General features: G+C 71.2%; 13 protein-coding genes. 7 read left to right on the plus strand and 6 right to left on the minus strand.

Features of this window, described 5'->3' with window-relative positions; translation table 11 throughout:
* Positions 1-8: 8 nt before the first annotated feature.
* The gene (locus tag ACFY3L_RS08000; RefSeq protein ID WP_389319954.1) at positions 9-368 is read right to left on the minus strand and encodes a PH domain-containing protein; all 360 of its coding nucleotides are present in this window, start codon (positions 366-368) and stop codon (positions 9-11) included.
* Positions 369-560: 192 nt separating this feature from the next.
* Here ACFY3L_RS08000 and ACFY3L_RS08005 point away from each other — a divergent pair, with 192 nt between their 5' ends.
* Positions 561-5231, plus strand: a complete 4671-nt coding sequence (locus ACFY3L_RS08005; RefSeq protein WP_389319957.1) for a hypothetical protein — start codon at positions 561-563, stop codon at positions 5229-5231.
* A 67-nt stretch (positions 5232-5298) separates the two neighbouring features.
* Here ACFY3L_RS08005 and glyA read toward each other — a convergent pair whose 3' ends face one another.
* Together glyA and ilvD are read right to left on the minus strand one after the other, a co-directional pair.
* Positions 5299-6561 (minus strand): serine hydroxymethyltransferase, encoded by a 1263-nt coding sequence (gene glyA, locus ACFY3L_RS08010; RefSeq protein WP_389319960.1) that lies wholly within the window; start codon positions 6559-6561, stop codon positions 5299-5301.
* A gap of 177 nt (positions 6562-6738) precedes the next feature.
* The gene (gene ilvD, locus ACFY3L_RS08015; protein ID WP_389319963.1) at positions 6739-8583 is read right to left on the minus strand and encodes a dihydroxy-acid dehydratase; all 1845 of its coding nucleotides are present in this window, start codon (positions 8581-8583) and stop codon (positions 6739-6741) included.
* A gap of 226 nt (positions 8584-8809) precedes the next feature.
* Between ilvD and ACFY3L_RS08020 the strand changes: the two genes are divergently transcribed.
* The 3 genes from ACFY3L_RS08020 to ilvC are packed head-to-tail and all read left to right on the plus strand — an operon-like array spanning position 8810 to position 12242.
* Positions 8810-10687 (plus strand): acetolactate synthase large subunit, encoded by a 1878-nt coding sequence (locus ACFY3L_RS08020; protein ID WP_389319965.1) that lies wholly within the window; start codon positions 8810-8812, stop codon positions 10685-10687.
* A 1-nt stretch (position 10688) separates the two neighbouring features.
* Entirely contained in the window at positions 10689-11207 is a 519-nt protein-coding gene (ilvN, locus tag ACFY3L_RS08025) for an acetolactate synthase small subunit (RefSeq protein WP_344508120.1), read from the plus strand.
* 21 nt (positions 11208-11228) lie between these two features.
* A complete protein-coding gene (ilvC, locus tag ACFY3L_RS08030) occupies positions 11229-12242 on the plus strand; it encodes a ketol-acid reductoisomerase (RefSeq protein ID WP_389319968.1) in 1014 nt (337 codons plus the stop codon).
* Between the two features lie 35 nt (positions 12243-12277).
* Here the strand turns inward: ilvC and ACFY3L_RS08035 are convergent, their stop codons facing one another.
* A complete protein-coding gene (locus ACFY3L_RS08035; RefSeq protein ID WP_389319971.1) occupies positions 12278-12655 on the minus strand; it encodes a TipAS antibiotic-recognition domain-containing protein in 378 nt (125 codons plus the stop codon).
* A gap of 334 nt (positions 12656-12989) precedes the next feature.
* Between ACFY3L_RS08035 and serA the strand changes: the two genes are divergently transcribed.
* The 3 genes from serA to ACFY3L_RS08050 all read left to right on the plus strand — a co-directional run bounded on the left by serA (position 12990) and on the right by ACFY3L_RS08050 (position 16935).
* Positions 12990-14600, plus strand: coding sequence for a phosphoglycerate dehydrogenase (gene serA / locus ACFY3L_RS08040; protein ID WP_389319974.1), 1611 nt, complete (start codon positions 12990-12992; stop codon positions 14598-14600).
* Between the two features lie 142 nt (positions 14601-14742).
* On the plus strand, positions 14743-15771 hold the full coding sequence (locus tag ACFY3L_RS08045) for a 3-isopropylmalate dehydrogenase (protein WP_389319977.1): 1029 nt from the start codon (positions 14743-14745) through the stop codon (positions 15769-15771).
* A gap of 66 nt (positions 15772-15837) precedes the next feature.
* A complete protein-coding gene (locus tag ACFY3L_RS08050) occupies positions 15838-16935 on the plus strand; it encodes a branched-chain amino acid aminotransferase (protein WP_389319980.1) in 1098 nt (365 codons plus the stop codon).
* A gap of 129 nt (positions 16936-17064) precedes the next feature.
* Here the strand turns inward: ACFY3L_RS08050 and ACFY3L_RS08055 are convergent, their stop codons facing one another.
* Entirely contained in the window at positions 17065-17265 is a 201-nt protein-coding gene (locus ACFY3L_RS08055; RefSeq protein WP_389319983.1) for a hypothetical protein, read from the minus strand.
* Between the two features lie 1379 nt (positions 17266-18644).
* Positions 18645-19175: a carboxymuconolactone decarboxylase family protein gene (locus ACFY3L_RS08060; RefSeq protein ID WP_389319986.1), complete on the minus strand. Its 531-nt coding sequence runs from the start codon at positions 19173-19175 to the stop codon at positions 18645-18647.
* Between the last annotated feature and the right edge of the window lie 15 nt (positions 19176-19190).

Genomic DNA, 19190 nt, shown 5'->3' on the forward strand with positions numbered 1-19190 from the left:
GTCGGCGGCTATCGCGTCATCGCCGTGATGCGTTCAACGTCGTGTGGGCGGACCGCGTCGAGTCGCACGAAATGTCCGTTGGCGAGGCGGGCCTGGACGACCCCGTCCTGACTGACCAGGCCGTCGACCGCGGCCCACGGCACCCGGCGGCTGCCCAGCAGCGCCCGCACCGTGAAGCCGTCGTCGTCCACGTCGGTGCCGGCCCGCCACGCCCACACGGCGATCGCGATCGGCACCAGCAGGACGGGCAGGAACCAGAGGCTCTCGGCCAGCACTGGGATGGCGCCGATGGTGGCGATGCCGGCCGCCACGGCGAGCGATGCGCTGCGCCGGAACCTGACCTTGGGACGCGTGGTTCGGGTGGTCACAAGGACAAGTCTCGCACCTTTAGTGGAACTGCTTCTTGTCGGTGGGTCGGGGCATACTGACGCGGTGGGGGAGCAGGATCGGGTCGGGCGGCTCTCGCCCGGCGCAGCACACGGCGTTACGCTCGGTGCCGTGTTCGTCGAGATCGCGACAAGTCGGCGTGCCGGTGATCGCGGCTGCTTGGAGGCCCGGATTTGACCGGCAACACGTGGCACTCCGGCGTCAAGAGCAGCCGCCGGGTCGGCGTGCGCCCGACCGGCGTGCTCGCGGGTGCGCTGATCGTCGCGGCGTCTCTGCTCGCTCTCGCCGTCGCCGGCTGGGGCGTCATGGAGCTCAGCATCATCTGGAGCGTAGCCGCCGCCCTGTCGCTGATCGGTGTGCTCGTCCTCACGCTGCGTGGCTTTCCCATGTTCGCGATCCTGGCCGCGGTCGCCGGCGCCGTCGCCTGGGGCGCGGCCACCCGCACCTGGCTGCCCGGCGGCTGGACCGACTTCCTCGGCATCGGCAAGTTCGTCGGTGTCAACCTCGGCTTCGACGTGCCGCTCATCGGTGCCTTTCTCGCCGCGCTCATGCTCGACGCGCGCCGGCTGTCCCGCGCCGCCATCGACGAGGCGGTCAGCGGCCGCCGCTGGTGGGGCAAGCCCGACGACCACCTGCCGCGGCTCAAGGAGCTCGAGGTGCTGCCGTCGGCCCGGTTCTTCGCCCTCGGCGAGGGCGGCTGCACCCATCTCGTCGTCGCCGGACGGCGGGTCGCCCTGTTCCTGCCGACCGTCTGGCCCCACGGCGAGTTCTCCATGGACGCCTCCGGCCAGGTCCTGCGCGGCGGCCGCCTCTTCGTCCCCGGCTCCGAGGACGTCGACGGTCTCGCCGCCGAGGTGCACACCTGGCGTGAGCAGCTCGGCAAGGTCGGCGGCTCCGTCCGCGGCTATCTCGTCGTCGCCCCCTCACGCGGCGACGTCAGCGAAGACCTGGTCATCTCCGTCGCCCCCGGCGAGCACCTCCACCTCGTGCACGCCCACGAGATGGTCGAGGCCGCGGGCCGCTGGCTCGCCGCCGAGCCCTACCGGGTCGAGCTCTCCGTCATGGAGCGGCTCCTGGTGATCGCCTCCGGCAACAAGCTGCCCGAGCCGTCGCCCCTGGCCCGTTCCTTCGCCCGCATGACCACCGGCGCGCACCCCACCGTTCCGGTGTCTCCCACCGTCGCGGACGCCGCGTTCGCCGCGGCCGCCGGCACGCCTGCCGGCGCGGAGCCCGCCTCCCTCCGCGACCGCCTGACCCGGGGCCGTTTCGGCCGCTCCGCCACCCCGGCCAACCCCACCTCCCCGCCGGCTTCCCGCCGCGGCGACCATGACGAGGACGGCCCGGTGCGCGACCGCTCTGCCCACTCGACGGACCGCCCTTCCCATGACGACGACGGGTTCTCGTCCCGCCGCGGTGACTACGAGGAGGACGGCTCGGTCCGCAGCCGCTTCGGCCGCTCGTCGGACATGTCCTCCTCCGACGCCTTCTCCGACGCGGCGCCGGCGGCCCCGGACAGCGACTCGTGGGAGGCCCGCACCACCCGGGAGCTGGTCGGCTCGTGGGACAGCGAGTCGGCCAACAAGCTGGCCGCCTGGGCCGCGGCGGGCTCCTCCACCGACTCCCGTGATGACGAGGGCGCTGACGACTTCGGCGGTCAGTCCGCCGCTGACCGCCGCTGGTCCACGTCTTCATCGTCCTCGTCTCCTTCCCCGTCGCTGTCCGGCAGCGACGGGGAGTCCCGGTTCTCGTGGTCGTCGGGGCGTGCCGAGCCGGCCGGGTCGGCGTCGGAGCCGGCGGACGAGGCTCCCCGCGGGGTCGGCCGCCGCCGCGCTCCCGAGGAAGAGCCCTCCCCGTCCCGGCCGTCGTCCCCGCCGCCACCGACCTGGCCCACCGCGTCGGTCGAGCCGCCGCCCTCCGTCGCGTCGTCGCTGCCACCCGCACCTGAGTTCCGGCCGGTTCCGCCGGCACCCGAGCCGACGGCCGACCGGTTCGCGTCGTTGATGTCGGAGTTCGACCGGATCGCCAGCGACCCTGACCGGTTCGGGTTCGCCCTGGACACCCCCGCAGGCCTGGACACCGCGCCCTCGACACCGACCGGTGGCGCCACGGATCGCGACCGGTCCTCGTCCCGTGGGCTGTCGGATCTGACCGGCGGCTCGTCGGACCGTGGTTGGTCGTCGTCGTCTCGTGAGCCGGTGTCGGAGCCGATCGGTGGGTCGTCGGACCGTGGCTGGTCGTCGTCGTCTCGTGAGCCGGTGTCGGAGCCGACCGGTGGGCTGTCGGACCGCGACTGGTCGTCGTCTCGTGAGCCGGAGTCGGCTGGTAGGGCTTCGGACCGTAGTTGGTCGTCGGAGCCTGGGCCGGCGCCGGATCTCGGCGGCAGGGCTTCGGAGCGCGGTGGCTTCTCGGACCTGGACAGCGCGGGCTGGACGTCGGCAGACCCGGTGCGTTCCAGCACGACTGCGAGCGATCGCCCGGCCCGTCGCCCCGTCGAACGACCGGCGGAGAGGCCGGCGTGGACCGGCAGCCTGTTCGACGGGGAGAGGCCCGAGCTCGTCGCCGAGCCTCTCGAGCTCAGCCGCTCCTGGCAGGCCGACCCCGACGCCCGCTCCCTGCGCCGCCGCGAGCGCCAGCAGCCCCCCGTCGGCCACAACCCCGCCGACAACCCCGTCTCCAGCGTCCCGACCTCCGGCATCCCGACGTCGGGCGGGCCAGCCGCCCGCATCCCCGCGTCCGCCTCGCCGACCTCCGCCTCGCCGACCTCCGGCGGCCCGACGTCAGGCGCTCCGGACTCAGGTTTCCCGGGCTCGGGCGGCTCCCGGTTCGGCGGTTCCGCGTTCGGGAGCTCCTCGGACGGTCCCTCCGGTGCGTGGCCGGTGTCCTCACCTGCCACCGCCGGCCCTGTCGAGCAGCCTTCCGTCCCGCGGTCGGAGCCGTCCCCGGCGGACACGCCGCCGGAGCCCTCGTGGCGCGCCTCCTGGTCGCAGGGCTCGTCCACGGACCATGCCTCGACGGAGTGGTCGTCCTCGGGCTCCTCATGGTCGGACTCCGCGCGGTCGACACCGGGCCGTTCCGAGGACTCGTGGTCGGGTTCGTCCTGGTCGGACCCGTCGCATGCGGATCAGCTCCGGTCGGATCGGACCTGGTCAGATGCTTTGGACTCGGATCGCCACAGTTCGGATCGCTCTGGTACGGACCGCACTATTTCAGGCGCGGCTGGTACGGATCGGGTAGGTTCGGACTGGGCGTGGTCGGAATCTTCGCGTTCGGAGCTTTCGCGTTCGGAATCCTCGGCTCCGGAGTCGTCGCGTTCGGAACCCTCGCGCTCGGAGTCTTCGGGCTCGGCGTCTTCGGGTACGGACCCCTGGCGCTCGGGGTCTTGGCGTTCGGAGTCTTCTGTTTCGGCGTCTTCGGATTCGGACTCCTGGCGTTCGGCGTCTTCGGACTCGGCGTCTTCGGGCTCGGCGTTTTCGGGCTCGGCGTTTTCGGGCTCGGAGTCTTCCCGTTCGGAGTCTTGGCGTTCGGAGTCTTCGCCTTGGGAGCAGAACCGGTCGGATCAGGCACGGTCGGACGAGGGGCAGACGGGCACTTCGAGGGCTGGGTCTTCGGCATCCACGTGGTCGGAGCAGGCGCAGACCGGTTCGTCGCGAGCGGGCGGACGAGAGGACGACCAGGCCGGCGCGCAGCCGGGCACAGGGGCGGCGGGTTCCGCTGCGGACAGCTCCTCGTGGTGGGACGCCGAGGCGGCGGCAGGCGCCCGCGCCGGCGCTGCCGAGGCGCCAGCGGAGCAGCCTGCCAAGAAGTCGCGGTGGGGGTTCTCGAAGGCGGGGAAACGCAAGAAGGGCGAATCCGCCGCCGCGCCTGCCGCGAACGATGCCCCGGCCGCGCGTCCCGGGTCCGGAGCGCCGGCGGCCGAGGACGACTGGGCCGCCGGGACGGGTGCCGGGCGCGGCCGGGAGCCGGGACAGCGGTCCAGGGCGGCGGAGCCCTCGACGCCTGCTGGACGGCCTTCCTGGGCGACCGACCCGACGAACGGTTGGGAGAGCGACCCGAGCGGGGAGTTCACGTCCGAGCGGCGTGCCGGCTCCGCGGTGCGGATGACCGGGACCGCTCGCCCCGACCACACCGGCGACTGGGCGGCCGGCCTTGACCACGGCGGATCGACCGGTCGTGGCGGCTCGGACGGCGGCGGGGGCTGGGCCAGTGGCTCGGACGGCGGCGGGGGCTGGGCCAGTGGCTCGGACGGCGGCGGGGGCTGGGCCAGTGGCTCGGACCGAGGCGTGCTCGGTGGCGACAACGGCCGTGGCGGCTCCGGCCGGGCCGGGGCCTGGGCCGGTGGCTCGGGGCGTGGCGCTGACAACGGCCGGGGCGGCGATGACTGGGCCAGTGGGTCGGCCGGTCGCGGTGGGTCCGACCGTGCCGCGGACTGGGCTGGCGGCTCGGACGGCGGCGACGATTGGGCCAGCGGCTCGGACCGCGGCAGCTCAGACCGTGGCAGCTCAGACCGTGGCGGCTCAGACCGTGGCGGCACAGGCCGTGGCAGCTCGGACCGTGGCGGCACAGGCCGTGGCGGGGACTGGGGCGGCGGAGCGGATCGCGGCGGGCTGAGTGGGCGCGGCGGCGAGCGGACCGGTGGAGCGGACCGGGGCGGGCTCGGTGGGCGCGGCAGTGACGATGACCGTGGCGGGGATGAGCCGGCCGGGTTCGGTGGGGGCGTGCCGGGGCAGCGGCAGCGGGCGCGGGACATGGTGTTCGACGACGATGTGGCGCCGTTGGAGCTCAACCTCGACGAAGAGCCCAAGAATCCCGGCCAGCGGCCACGGCGGTTCCTCCGCCGCAAGTAGCGACGACGAGCCAGACGAGGGGCGGATCCGGTCACGCGGCCGGAGCCGCCCCTCGTGCGTCGTGAGGTCAGTGCCAGCCGGGCATCGGGTACGCGGACAGCAGCTCGCGGACCTCGGCGGCGATCGTGTCCAAGGCGTCGTCGTCGGACTTGACGGCGGCGTCGACGGCGCGGGAGATCCAGTCGGCGACCTGGGGCATCTGGGCCTCGGTGAGGCCGCGGGTGGTGAGTGCGGGCGTGCCGATGCGCAGGCCGGAGGGGTCGAAGGGCTTGCGGGTGTCGTACGGGACGGTGTTGTAGTTCGTCTCGATACCGGCGCGGTCGAGGGCGCGGGCGGCGGGCTTGCCGCCGATGTTCTTGCCGGTGAGGTCGATCAGGATGAGGTGGTTGTCGGTGCCGCCGGAGACGAGGTCGAAGCCGCGCTCCAGCAAGGCGGCTGCGAGGGCACGGGCGTTGGCGACGATCTGGTGGGCGTAGGCGCGGAACGAGGGCTGGGCCGCCTCGCGGAGCGCGACGGCGATGCCCGCAGTCGTGTGGTTGTGCGGGCCGCCCTGCAGGCCGGGGAACACGGCCTTGTCGATCGCCTTGGCGTACTCCGAGGTCGAGAGCAGCATCGCGCCGCGCGGGCCGCGGAGGGTCTTGTGGGTGGTGGTCGTGATGACGGAGGCGTGGCCGACGGGGGAGGGGTGGGCGCCGCCGGCGATGAGGCCCGCGATGTGCGCGATGTCGGCGACGAGGACCGCGCCGACCTCGCGGGCGATCTCGGCGAAGCGAGGGAAGTCGATGGTGCGGGGGATGGCCGTGCCGCCGGAGAAGATCAGCTTCGGGCGTTCCCGCAGGGCGATGTCGCGGACCTCGTCGAAGTCGATGAGACCATCGGACCTGCGCACCGTGTACTGCACGGGGCGGAACCACGCGCCGGTCGCCGAGACGGACCAGCCGTGGGTGAGGTGGCCGCCCATCGGCAGGGCCATGCCCATGACGGTGTCGCCGGGAGCGGCCAGGGCCATGTAGACGGCGAGGTTCGCGGGGGAGCCGGAGTAGGGCTGCACGTTGGCGTGCTCGACGCCGAAGACCGACTTGGCGCGGGCGATCGCCAGCTCCTCGATCGGGTCGATGAAGCGCTGGCCCTCGTAGTACCGCTTGCCGGGGTAGCCCTCGGAGTACTTGTTCGTGAGGACGGTGCCGGTCGCCTCGAGGACGGCCTGGGAGACGTAGTTCTCCGAGGCGATCATCCGCAGCGTGTCGTGCTGCCGGGAGGCCTCGCGCTGGATCAGGTCCGCGAGGTCCGGGTCGGCCGAGGTGATCGACGGCAGGGCGGGGACATGCATGGGGCTTCCTCCCATACGGGTGACCGCGGCACCCAGGCGCGCGGTGCCAGCGATGCGGAAGCTCCCCGGTGGTCGGTTCCACCTTGATGTGCGCCAGTCGCAGTACCAGCGATGCTAGTGCACGACCGGCGGAAAACCCCGGGCCAATTCGGGTGGACTGGCCCGGGGTGACGATCGTTACGGCACCTTGCGGTAGGCGCCGTCGCTGGCCGCGGTGGCCATCGACGCGTAGGCGCGCAGCGCCGCCGAGACGGGTCGCTGCCGGTCCAGCGGCGTGTAGGGCCGCTCGCGCTTCTCCTGGGCGACGCGGCGCGCGGTCAGCACGTCCTCGTCGACGATGAGGCTGATCGAGCGCTGCGGGATGTCGATCTCGATCCGGTCGCCGTCCTCGACGAGGGCGATGAGACCGCCGCCGGCCGCCTCGGGGGAGATGTGACCGATGGAGAGGCCGGAGGTGCCGCCGGAGAAGCGGCCGTCGGTGATGAGCGCGCAGGCGCGCCCCAGGCCCCGCCCCTTCAGGAACGACGTCGGGTAGAGCATCTCCTGCATGCCCGGCCCGCCCTTCGGTCCCTCGTACCGGATGACCACCACGTCCCCGGGGACGACCTCCTTGGCGAGGATGCCGTCCACCGCGGACTCCTGCGACTCAAAGACCCGTGCCGTGCCGTGGAAGACGAGGTTCTCCTCCGGCACGCCGGCGGTCTTGACGACGCAGCCGTCGGGGGCGATGTTGCCGAACAGGATCGCGAGGCCGCCGTCGGCGGTGTAGGCGTGCTCCTTGGAGCGGATGCAGCCCTCGGCGGCGTCGGTGTCGAGCGTCGCCCAGCGGTTGGACGTGGAGAACGGCTCGACGGTGCGGACCCCGCCGGGCGCGGCGTGGAAGAGCTCCAGCGCGGTTTCGGAAGCGGTCCCCGAACGGATGTCCCATTCGGCCAGCCAGCTGGACAGGTCGGGCGAGTGGACGCTGCGGACCCCATCCCGAAGCAGGCCCGCGCGGTTGAGCTCGCCCATGATGGCGGGGATGCCACCGGCGCGGTGGACGTCCTCCATGTGGTACTTGGGGCTGTTCGGCGCGACCTTCGACAGGCACGGCACCCGGCGGGAGATGCCGTCGATGTCGGCGACGCTGAAGTCGACCTCGGCCTCGCGGGCGGCCGCGAGCAGGTGCAGGACCGTGTTGGTGGACCCGCCCATGGCGACGTCGAGGGCCACCGCGTTCTCGAACGCCTCGCGGGTGGCGATCGCGCGAGGCAGTACCGACGCGTCATCACCCTCGTAGTACTGCTTGCACAGCTCGACGACGAGCGAGCCGGCCCGCTCGAAGAGGGCCTTGCGCGCGCTGTGGGTGGCGAGGGTGGAGCCGTTGCCGGGCAGGGCGAGGCCGATCGCCTCGGTGAGGCAGTTCATCGAGTTGGCGGTGAACATGCCGGAGCAGGAGCCGCAGGTCGGGCAGGCGGAGCGCTCGATCTGGCCCAGCTGCTCGTCGGTGACCGCCTCGTTGGCGGAGGCGATCATCGCGTCGATGAGATCGAGCTTGGCGTGCACGACGCCCTCGATCGCGACGGTCTTGCCGGCTTCCATGGGGCCGCCGGAGACGAAGACGGTGGGGATGTTGAGGCGGAGGGCGGCGAGCAGCATGCCGGGCGTGATCTTGTCGCAGTTGGAGATGCACACGAGCGCGTCGGCGCAGTGCGCCTGCACCATGTACTCGACGGCGTCGGCGATGAGCTCGCGGCTGGGCAGCGAGTACAGCATCCCGCCGTGGCCCATCGCGATGCCGTCGTCCACGGCGATGGTGTTGAACTCCTTGGCGACCCCACCGGCCTCGGCGACCGCGTCCGCGACGATGATCCCGAGGTTGCGCAGGTGGACATGGCCCGGCACGAACTGCGTGAAGCTGTTGGCGATGGCGACGATGGGCTTACCGAAATCTGCGTCGGTCATGCCGGTGGCGCGCCACAGGGCGCGGGCGCCGGCCATGTTGCGACCAGAAGTGGAGGTTTTGGATCGCAGCTCGGGCATACTTGTGAGTCTGACACGTTCCAGATCCTGGGACCGGTTGACTCGGGCGGTGAGATGCGCGAGAGTGGGGGCATGTCGTCGAGGTCGCTGCGAGTACTTATCATCTAGCGCGCCGACGCCTGCCGTCAGCGCGCTAGCCCCTCGTGCATCGCACGGAGGGGTTTTTTCATGTCCAAGCCAGTCTGAGCCGCGACCAAGACACCTTCGAGCGAAAGTGCGAAATGCGATGACGAGACCCACGCCTGAAGTCCTCGCCCACCGAGCGCACCCGGCCGCACCCGCCGCTCCGGCGACGCCGCCGGGCTCCACCGCGCCGGCCGCCGACCGGTCGGAGAAGTCGGCCGTAGAGAAGAAGCCGGAGCTTCTGACCGGCGCTCAGGTGCTGGTGCGGTCGCTCGAGGCGCTCGGCGCGGATGTCGTCTTCGGCATTCCCGGTGGCGCGATCCTTCCCGCGTACGACCCGCTGTTCGACTCCGAGTCCGTCCGGCACATCCTGGTCCGCCACGAGCAGGGCGCCGGGCACGCCGCGACCGGCTACGCGCAGGCCACCGGCAAGGTCGGCGTCTGCATGGCGACGTCCGGCCCGGGCGCGACGAACCTGGTCACGCCGATCGCCGACGCGTACATGGACTCCGTCGCGATGGTCGCGATCACCGGCCAGGTCGCCTCGGCCTCCATCGGCACCGACGCGTTCCAGGAAGCCGACATCGCCGGGATCACGCTGCCGATCACCAAGCACAACTACCTGGTCAAGACCGGCGAGGAGCTGCCGCGGATCCTGGCCGAGGCGTTCCACCTGGCCTCGACCGGCCGCCCCGGCCCGGTCCTCGTCGACATCCCCAAGGACGTGCTGGTCAAGCAGACGACGTTCAAGTGGCCGCCGACGCTGGACCTGCCCGGCTACCACCCGACGCTGCACCCGCACGGCAAGCAGATCCGCGAGGCGGCCCGGCTCATCGCCGCCGCGAAGCGGCCCGTGCTCTACGTCGGCGGCGGCGTCATCAAGGCCCAGGCGTCGGAGGTGCTGCGCAAGCTCGCCGAGCTGACCGGCGCGCCGGTCGTCACGACGCTGATGGCCCGCGGCGCGTTCCCCGACTCGCACCCGCAGCACCTGGGCATGCCCGGCATGCACGGCAGCGTCGGCGCCGTCTACGCGCTGCAGAAGGCCGACCTGCTGATCACCCTCGGCGCCCGCTTCGACGACCGGGTCACCGGCGACCTGAGCACGTTCGCGCCGAACGCGCTGGTCATCCACGCCGACATCGACCCCGCCGAGATCGGCAAGAACCGGGTGGCGGACGTGCCGATCGTCGGCGACGCCAAGCACGTCATCGAGGAGCTGATCGGCGCCGTCACCGCCGAGCACGCCGCCGGGCACAAGATCGCGCTCACCGACTGGTGGGCGACGCTCGACGACATCCGCGGCCGGTACCCCCTCGGATACGAGGAGCCGTCCGACGGCACCCTCGCCCCGCAGTACGTCATCGAACGCATCGGCAAGCTCGTCGGGCCCGACGCGATCTACACCGCAGGGGTCGGCCAGCACCAGATGTGGGCCGCGCAGTTCGTGCAGTACGAGCACCCGGCGACCTGGCTCAACTCCGGTGGGCTCGGCACGATGGGCTACGCGGTGCCCGCCGCGATGGGCGCCAAGGTCGGCCGGCCCGACAAGGTCGTCTGGGCGATCGACGGCGACGGCTGCTTCCAGATGACCAACCAGGAGCTCGCCACCTGCGCGCTGGAGGGCATCCCGATCAAGGTCGCCGTCATCAACAACGGCAACCTCGGCATGGTCCGGCAGTGGCAGACGCTCTTCTACGACCAGCGCTACTCCAACACCGAGCTGGGCACCCACAAGCACCGCATCCCGGACTTCGTGAAGCTCGCCGACGCGCTCGGCTGCGTCGGCCTGCGCTGCGAGACCAAGCAGGACGTCGACGCCACGATCGAGGCCGCGATGAAGGTCACCGACCAGCCGGTCGTCATCGACTTCGTCGTCGGCAAGGACGCCATGGTGTGGCCGATGGTCGCCGCCGGCACCAGCAACGACGAGATCATGTTCGCCCGCGGGGTCGCGCCCAAGTTCGATAAGGACGACGTCTGAGATGACCACACACACCCTGTCAGTCCTGGTGGAGAACAAGCCGGGCATCCTCGCGAGGGTCGCCGGCCTGTTCGCCCGCCGTGGCTTCAACATCGACTCCCTCGCGGTCGGTGAGACCGAGCACCCCGAGGTCTCCCGGATGACGATCGTCGTCAACGCCGAGGACAGCCCGCTCGAGCAGGTGACCAAGCAGCTCAACAAGCTGGTGCAGGTCCTCAAGATCGTCGAGCTCGACGGCAACGCCAGCGTCCAGCGCGAGCTGCTGCTGGTGAAGGTGCGCGCCGAGCGGCCGGTCCGCTCTCAGGTCCTGGAGACGGTGAACCTGTTCCGGGCCCGCGTGGTCGACGTCTCGCCGGACGCCCTCACGATCGAGGCCACCGGCACGTCGGAAAAACTGGACGCGTTGCTCCGGGACCTGGAGCCGTTCGGTATCAAGGAAATGGTCCAGTCCGGCGTCGTGGCCATCGGCCGTGGCTCCCGCTCCATCACCACGGGCCCGGCGCTGCGCGCCGCGTCCTGACAAATGTTGAAAGGAAACACAATGTCCGCCGAGGTGTTCTACGACGACGACGCCGACCTGTCGTTGATCCAGGGCCGCAAGGTCGCGGTCCTCGGTTACGGCAGCCAGGGCCACGCCCACGCGCTGTCCCTGCGTGACTCCGGTGTCGACGTCCGCGTCGGCCTGCCGGAGGGTTCCAAGAGCCGCGCGAAGGCCGAGGAGCAGGGCCTGCGGGTCCTCTCGCCGGCCGAGGCCTCCGCCGAGGCGGACGTCATCATGATCCTGGCGCCCGACACCGCGCAGCGCTCCCTCTACACCGAGTCGGTCGAGCCGCACCTGACCGCCGGCAAGGCGCTGTTCTTCGGCCACGGCCTCAACATCCGGTACGGGTTCATCACGCCCCCCGCCGACGTCGACGTCGCGATGGTCGCCCCGAAGGGCCCGGGCCACCTGGTCCGCCGCCAGTTCGTGGACGGCAAGGGCGTGCCGTGCCTCGTCGCGGTCGAGCAGGACGCGACCGGCAACGCGTTCGCCCTCGCCCTCGCGTACGCGGCCGGCATCGGCGGCACCCGCGCCGGCGCCATCAAGACCACGTTCAAGGAGGAGACCGAGACCGACCTGTTCGGCGAGCAGGCGGTCCTCTGCGGCGGCGCCTCGGCGCTCGTCCAGACCGGTTTCGAGGTGCTCACCGAGGCGGGCTACGCCCCGGAGATCGCCTACTTCGAGTGCCTCCACGAGCTCAAGCTGATCGTGGACCTCATGTACGAGGGCGGCATCGCCCGGATGCGTTACAGCGTGTCCGACACCGCCGAGTACGGCGACTACTCCCGCGGCCCGCGCGTCGTCGACGCGCGGACCAAGGAGGAGATGAAGCGGATTCTCGCCGAGATCCAGTCGGGCGAGTTCGCCCGCGAGTGGATCGCCGAGGACGACGCCGGCCGCCCCAACTTCACCAAGCTCCGCGAGCAGGGTGCGGCGCACCCGATCGAGGAGACCGGCCAGAAGCTGCGCTCGATGATGAGCTGGGTCGACCGGCCGATCACCGAGACGGCCTGACATCTGGGAAGGGGGGCCTCGGCCCCCCTTCCTCGTTACGCGCGCGCCGCGTTCGCGTGGATCGCGTCCCGGATGAACTGCGCCAGACCCGGGTGGTCCGTGTCGTAGTTCGCCGTGAACCGCGGGTCGGCGACGTACATGTCGCCGAGGCCGCGGTGGATCTCGCTGCCGCAGTCGTAGAACCAGCGGCTGATGTGCTGCCGGTGCGCCTCGGCCAGGTCCATCGCCAGCTCGCCCTGCGCCGGCTCACCGTCGACGAACGCCCGGGTGAACGCCGCCGTGTTCTCGGCGGCCTCGGCCTTGATGCGTTCCCAGTCCTGCGGCGTGTACTTCGCGGTCCGCTCCGCCGATTGCCGGTAGGCCTCGGTCTGGCCCCAGCGCTGTTCGGCCTCTTCCGCGTAGGGATTCTCCATCGTCGTCTCCTTTGCTGCGTTGGTACGACCAGCGTCAGGTCTCCAGTGGCAGGAGAGTCAAGCCCTGAGGGTTGCCGCCCATTGGCGTCACTCGTCGCGGCCGACACGCTCCCAAAACGGTTGGAAACGGCCGGTTCTGGTCGGTGACAGTCGATCACTCGAACGTGCGGCTGTGATCGCGCTCACGTCCGCGCGGGGACGGGCGGTCGCGGCACCGGGCCTACCATCGGCGAAGAGGCCGCCCCGCCCGGCCCCGTCGCCGTTTCAAGTGCGTGGCGTGCAGTGCCGCGCGCCTCGCATCGACGCCAGCCGAAGCCCGAGAGTCGAGGTCCGTATGACCCTCCCTCCTGAACGCCCGGTGGTGCTGATCGCCGAGGAGCTCGCTCCTTCCGCCCTCGAGGTGCTCGCCGACGACTACGAGGTCCGTCACATCGACGGCACCGACCGTCCGGCGCTGCTCAAGTCGCTCGCCGACGCCAGCGCGATCATCGTGCGCAGCGCCACCCAGGTCGACGCGGAGGCCGTCGCCGCCGCACCCAGGCTCAAGGTCGTCGCCCGTGCCGGCGTCGGCCTCGACAACGTCGACGTCCCCGCCGCGACCGCCCGCGGCGTCATGGTCGTCAACGCGCCGACGTCCAACATCGTCTCCGCCGCCGAGCAGGCCGTCGCGCTGCTGCTCGCCGTCGCCCGCAACACCGCCGCCGCCTCCGCCGCGCTGAAGGCGGGGGAGTGGAAGCGGTCCAAATACACCGGCGTCGAGCTGTCCGGCAAGGTCGTCGGCGTCGTCGGCCTCGGCCGCATCGGCGTGCTGTTCGCCCAGCGGATGGCGGCGTTCGGGGTCCGGCTCGTCGCGTACGACCCCTACATCCAGCCGGCCCGTGCGGCCGCCCTCGGCGTGCGCCTGCTCGGCCTCGACGAGCTGCTGCGCGAGAGCGACTTCATCTCGATCCACCTGCCGAAGACGCCCGAGACCGTCGGCCTCATCGGCGCTCGTGAGCTGGGCATCGTCAAGCCGGGCGTGCGGATCATCAACGCGGCCCGCGGCGGCCTCGTCGACGAGCAGGCCCTTGCCGACGCGATCGCCGACGGCCGGGTCGCCGGCGCCGGCATCGACGTCTTCGCCAAGGAGCCATGCGTCGCTTCGCCACTGTTCGCGTTCGACAACGTGGTCGCCACCCCGCACCTGGGCGCGTCGACGGTCGAGGCGCAGGACAAGGCCGGACTGGCCGTCGCCCGCAGTGTCAAGCTGGCGCTGGACGGCGAGTTCGTCCCCGACGCGGTCAACGTCCAGGTCGGCGGTGTCGTCGCCGAGGAGGTGCGGCCGCTGCTGCCGCTCGCGGAGAAGCTGGGCCGGGCCTTCACCGCGGTCGCCGGCGGGATCGCCTCGGCCGTCACCGTCGAGGTGCACGGCGAGGTGGCGCATCACGACGTGTCGGTGCTGAAGCTGGCCGCGACGAAAGGCCTGTTCAGCAGCGTTGTCGCAGAGCAGGTCACCTATGTGAACGCACCGCATCTGGCGGCCGATCGGGGGGTCGAGGTAGCCCTCGCGGTGTTCACCGAGTCCGCCGATCAGACCAACCTGGTGACCGTGCGCGGTGCGCTGCCCGACGGCAGGGTAGCCTCCGTGTCCGGCACGTATGTCGCGGGACCGCGAGAGGCCCTGAAGCTGACGGAGATCGACGGCTTCAGCCTCGAGCTCGCCGCGGAGGGCGTGCTGCTGTTCTTCCGATATGCCGACCGCCCCGGCGTCGTCGGACTGGTGGGGTCGATACTGGGGACTGCGGGGGTCAACATCGCGGCGATGCAGGTCGCCCGGCGCGAAGCCGGCGGCGAGGCGCTGATGACGCTGACCGTCGACACGTCCGTGCACGCGGACCTGCTCAACGAGGCCCAGCAGGCCATCGGCGCCACGGCGGCGAGCACGGTCGACCTGTCGGGCGAGTAAGACGTTCCTCCTAGGGGGCGGGGAGAGTGGCGGCTCTCCCTGCCCCCGTCTTATCTCCAATCACAGTCCATTGTTTGAGATGCGCGTCCACGCTCTAGGACTAGCGCGTACCGTGGGCAGGTCCGAGGAAAGGGGCGCAGTGGTGGCGAAGATCGCGGTCGTGGCCGGGGACGGCATCGGGACCGAAGTGGTGGCGCAGGCACTCAAGGTGCTGCGGGTCATCCTTCCGGATGTCGAGACGACCGACTACGACCTTGGCGCCGCCCGCTACCACCGCACCGGCGAGGTGCTCCCCGACAGCGTGCTGGAGGAGCTGCGCGGGCACGACGCGATCCTGCTCGGCGCCGTCGGCGACCCGACCGTCCCGCCGGGCGTGCTGGAGCGCGGCCTGCTGCTGAAGCTGCGGTTCGACTTCGACCAGTACGTGAACCTGCGCCCGTCGCGCCTGTGGCCCGGCACCACCAGCCCGCTCGCCGGCGTGAAGCCCGGCGAGATCGACCTCGTGGTCGTCCGCGAGGGCACCGAGGGCCTGTACGTCGGCGCCGGCGGCAACCTGCACCCGGGCACCCCCGCCGAGGTCGCCACCGAGGAGAGCCTCAACACCCGCCACGGCGTCGAGCGGGTCATCCGCGACGCGTTCGCCCGTGCCGCGAAGCGTGAGCGGCGCAAGGTGACCCTGGTGCACAAGACCAACGTGCTCACCCACGCCGGCGGCCTGTGGGCCCGCACGTTCAACGCGGTCAAGGCCGAGTTCCCGGACATCGAGACCGAGTACCAGCACGTGGACGCCGCGGCCATGTTCCTGGTGAGCAACCCGCAGCGCTACGACGTCGTCGTCACCGACAACCTCTTCGGCGACATCCTCACCGACATCGCGGCCGCGGTCACCGGCGGTATCGGCTTGGCGGCCAGCGGCTCGATCAACCCCGAGCGCGCCTTCCCGTCGATGTTCGAGCCGGTCCACGGCTCCGCGCCGGACATCGCCGGCAAGGGCATCGCGGACCCGGCCGCCGCCGTGCTGTCGACGGCCCTGCTGCTGGACCACCTCGGCCACCCCGACGCCGCCGCCAAGGTCACCGACGCGGTGGGTGCCGAGGTCGCCGCCCGTACGCCGGGCTCGGCACTGTCCACGGACGCGATCGGCGACCGGCTGGCTGCCGCGGTCGCCTGACCCTCCGTGCAGTTGAACGACCGTTCGGGGTAAGTTGCAGACACGACGCGCAACTGGAGGCACGCCATGAACGGCGGGGAAACGCTCGACTTCGAGATCCGTCCCAACCCGGCGCCGGTCAGCGCCGGGGAGCGGTCCGCGCTGCTCACCAACCCCGGCTTCGGGCGGATCTTCACCGACCACATGGTCACGGTGCGCTATGCCGAGGGCAAGGGCTGGTATGACGCCCGCGTCGAGGCCCGCGCGCCGATCCCCATGGACCCGGCGACCGCCGTCCTGCACTACGCGCAGGAGATCTTCGAAGGGCTCAAGGCCTACCGCGCGGCCGACGGCGGCGTCACCCTCTTCCGCCCCGACGCCAACGCCGCCCGCTTCCAGGAGTCCGCGGCCCGCATGGCGATGGCGCCCGTGCCGCAGCAGCTGTTCCTGGACGCGCTGAGCGAGCTCATCCGCGTCGACCGCGACTGGGTCCCCTCCGACCCCGAGGGCAGCCTCTACCTGCGTCCCTTCCAGTACGCGAGCGAGGTCTTCCTCGGCGTCAAGCCCTCCTCGGAGTACCTCTTCCTGATCATCGCCTCCCCGGTCGGCAGCTACTTCAAGGGCGGGGTCAAGCCCGTCAGCGTCTGGGTCTCCCGCGACTACACGCGCGCCGCCCCGGGCGGCACCGGCGCGGCCAAGTGCGGCGGCAACTACGCCGCCAGCCTCGTCGCCCAGGCGGAGGCCATCGAGCACGGCTGTGACCAGGTCGTCTTCCTCGACGCCGTCGAGCAGCGCTATGTCGACGAGCTCGGCGGCATGAACGTCTTCTACGTCTTCGACGACGGCAGCCTGCTCACGCCGCCGCTGACCGGCACGATCCTGCCCGGCATCACCCGCGAGTCCGTGCTGCGGCTCGCCGCGGACCAGGGCATCACGGTCCGCGAGGAGCTGTACTCGTACGAGCAGTGGCAGGCCGACGCGCGCAGCGGCCGCCTGCGGGAGGCCTTCGCCTGCGGGACCGCCGCCGTCATCACCCCGATCGGCGTCGTCCGTGACCGCTCCGGCGAGTTCACGATCGCCGACGGCGCTGCGGGCAAAGTCACGATGGACCTGCGGGAGCGCCTGGTCGGCATCCAGCGCGGTGCCGCCCCGGACCCGCACGGCTGGGTGCACCGCGTCCTGTAGCACCCGCGTGTTACGGGCGTTCGTACTGTCGGGCTTCTGTCGGGCTTCCGTCAGGCGTTGACCGGCTTGCCGGTTTTGCCTGTTTCGCTGGCATGCTGGCTTTGCCGGGCTTTGTTTTGCCGGGCTTTGCTACGCCGACCAGCGGCCCAGGTTGGACGTTCGCCCGTAGGTGGGGCGGATGCCGCGTGGGGTCGGCCGCTCGTACGCCAGCATCAACGCCTCCTCGGCGAGCTGCGCATCCGGGCACGGCCAGAACGCCTTGCATTCGCAGAAGTTGTCGGTCCGCGGCTTGTGCGCGTCGTGCAACGCCCGCGCGACGCGCCACAGCATCGGGTCAGCGCAGCCGAACGGAGGCTCGAGCGGTGGCTCACCCCCCGCCTCGCCACCTGCCCCCGGCGGAACACCCTCGTCGATCATCTCTGTCGCCCCCCAGGCTCCATGTCCCACCGCCGCCGGCCCGCGATCCGGCGACTGCTGCCGAAACGGTAACCGCCGATCCCGTTCCGGCGCAGACACGATGTGCGCAACTTGCACGACCCAGCCGAACCGGCAACCCACAACGACCCGAAAAGTGTCGTACCCCGGCGGTAGGTTGATGGCGTCGGAGGGGTGGATGTCCGGGGGAGGACGTATCGAGGAGAGCCTCCGTTCGGTGAGCAGGCAGGTCCGTTTCTGACGGACCTTCACGCGCGGTTCGCCCGCTCGCGCGGATGGGGTGCAAGTTCGCGAGCACACCCGCCTCGGCTGCCGGTGCCCACGCACAGCCTCCGTCCGCCACGCGTGGTGGTGCACAGTCGCCGCCTCTACGCGTGGCGCACTCACCGTCCCGTGTGGGGTGGTGCAGTCTGGTCCACGCGTGGTGCACTCGCCGTCTGATGCGGGGGCATTCGCCGTCCGTGCCGCGATCGCAGCGCCGTCCCGGGCGGGGGTGGCGCACTCGCTGTCCCGTGCGGGGGTGGCGTTTTCGCTGTCCGTGCCGCGGTCGCAGCGCTGTCCCGTGCGGGGGTGGCGTTTTCGCTGTCCGTGCCGCGGTCGCAGCGCTGTCCCGTGCGGGGGTGGCGCACTCGCCGTCCCGTGCGGGATGGTGTGTTCGCTGTCGTGCCGTAGTTGTAGCGTCGTTCCGTGGCGAGGCGGCGCTGTCGCTGTCTGTGCCGCGGCGGCGGTGACGTTCCATAGTCGCGGTTCTCACCTGCTCACCGCCCCGCCGCCGCTGGTCTCGCAACGCAGCGCAACTCGTCCCGATCCGCAGCCGCCGCCCGGCCCTGCTGGCACAAATCGAGGCAATTCATCCTGAATGACGGCACCACTCCGGCTGCCGCGATTCCGTGGAGGTCGGTCGTGGCGGGGCTGTTGTGTGATCGAAGTCGTCTGGTGGTCGCTTGGGCGGCCAGGGTTGTCCTTCGATCTTCGATGGGTTGGTTGTCGGTGCTGTCGCGGTCGGTTCGATCGTGGACGCTGATCCGGTCGGCGTCGTTTCTTCAGGGGCGGTCGCGGCTGGGGCCGTTGTGTGATCGAAGTCGTCTGGTGGTCGCTCGGGCGGCCAGGGCTGTCCTTCGATCCGCTGGTGCTGGTTCGCTTGCGGTGGCTCGGCACCGTTGAGGGCTCGCGGTGCTGAGATCGTGGCCCGGGGGATCGGCAAGGCAAGATGCCCAGATGCAGCGTACGGGTGCCGGAGCCGCCACTCCGACACCCGTACAAGAGGAAAGCTCCTAAACGGAAGCTGCCTCTGCATCGAGGGTCACGGCCAACGCGTGAACTACCGCGGCGACGCGTAGACCCTCGTCGACCACTTCGCGGGACACCCCTGCACCGCGAAGTGATCTTTCGTGCGATTCCAGGCACACCCCGCACCCGGTGATCGCGGATACTGCTATGGACCACAGCTCGGTGTCGACCGTGCCGACGCCGGGCCAGGTGGTCACCTGGCGGCGCAGCCGCGCCGGCAGGTGCTGGTACGCCTCGTCACCGATCAGGTGCTTGGCGCGGAAATACACGTTGTGGACGGCCATGCGTGCGGCGACCGCCTTGGCTGCTTCAACAGCCTCAGGCTTCAGATGATTCCCGGCCTCGGCGAGGATCGAGCGGAACACGAAGGCGCTCCGTGTGGTCATCGCGCAGGAGAGCGCGGTGCCCCACAGCTGCTGCTCGGTGAGCAGGGTGCCGGCGAGGGCGGCGTCGAGGTTCAGCTCGACGTCCTTCGCATACGACGGCAGCGCGGCCTTCAGTGTCTCGATCGACATCAGACCGAGGACCTG

The organism is Dactylosporangium sp. NPDC000521, from assembly GCF_042898305.1.
Lineage (GTDB): Bacteria > Actinomycetota > Actinomycetes > Mycobacteriales > Micromonosporaceae > Dactylosporangium.

Excerpts from the sequence above, each read along its gene's own strand:
- ACFY3L_RS08050 (WP_389319980.1), top strand. The coding sequence starts at position 15,838 with ATGAACGGCGGGGAAACGCTCGACTTCGAGATCCGTCCCAACCCGGCG.
- serA (WP_389319974.1), top strand. The coding sequence starts at position 12,990 with ATGACCCTCCCTCCTGAACGCCCGGTGGTGCTGATCGCCGAGGAGCTC.
- ilvD (WP_389319963.1), bottom strand. The coding sequence starts at position 8,583 with ATGCCCGAGCTGCGATCCAAAACCTCCACTTCTGGTCGCAACATGGCC.
- ACFY3L_RS08055 (WP_389319983.1), bottom strand. The coding sequence starts at position 17,265 with ATGCTGTGGCGCGTCGCGCGGGCGTTGCACGACGCGCACAAGCCGCGG.
- ACFY3L_RS08020 (WP_389319965.1), top strand. The coding sequence starts at position 8,810 with ATGACGAGACCCACGCCTGAAGTCCTCGCCCACCGAGCGCACCCGGCC.
- ilvN (WP_344508120.1), top strand. The coding sequence starts at position 10,689 with ATGACCACACACACCCTGTCAGTCCTGGTGGAGAACAAGCCGGGCATC.
- ACFY3L_RS08035 (WP_389319971.1), bottom strand. The coding sequence starts at position 12,655 with ATGGAGAATCCCTACGCGGAAGAGGCCGAACAGCGCTGGGGCCAGACC.
- ilvC (WP_389319968.1), top strand. The coding sequence starts at position 11,229 with ATGTCCGCCGAGGTGTTCTACGACGACGACGCCGACCTGTCGTTGATC.
- glyA (WP_389319960.1), bottom strand. The coding sequence starts at position 6,561 with ATGCATGTCCCCGCCCTGCCGTCGATCACCTCGGCCGACCCGGACCTC.
- ACFY3L_RS08060 (WP_389319986.1), bottom strand. The coding sequence starts at position 19,175 with ATGTCGATCGAGACACTGAAGGCCGCGCTGCCGTCGTATGCGAAGGAC.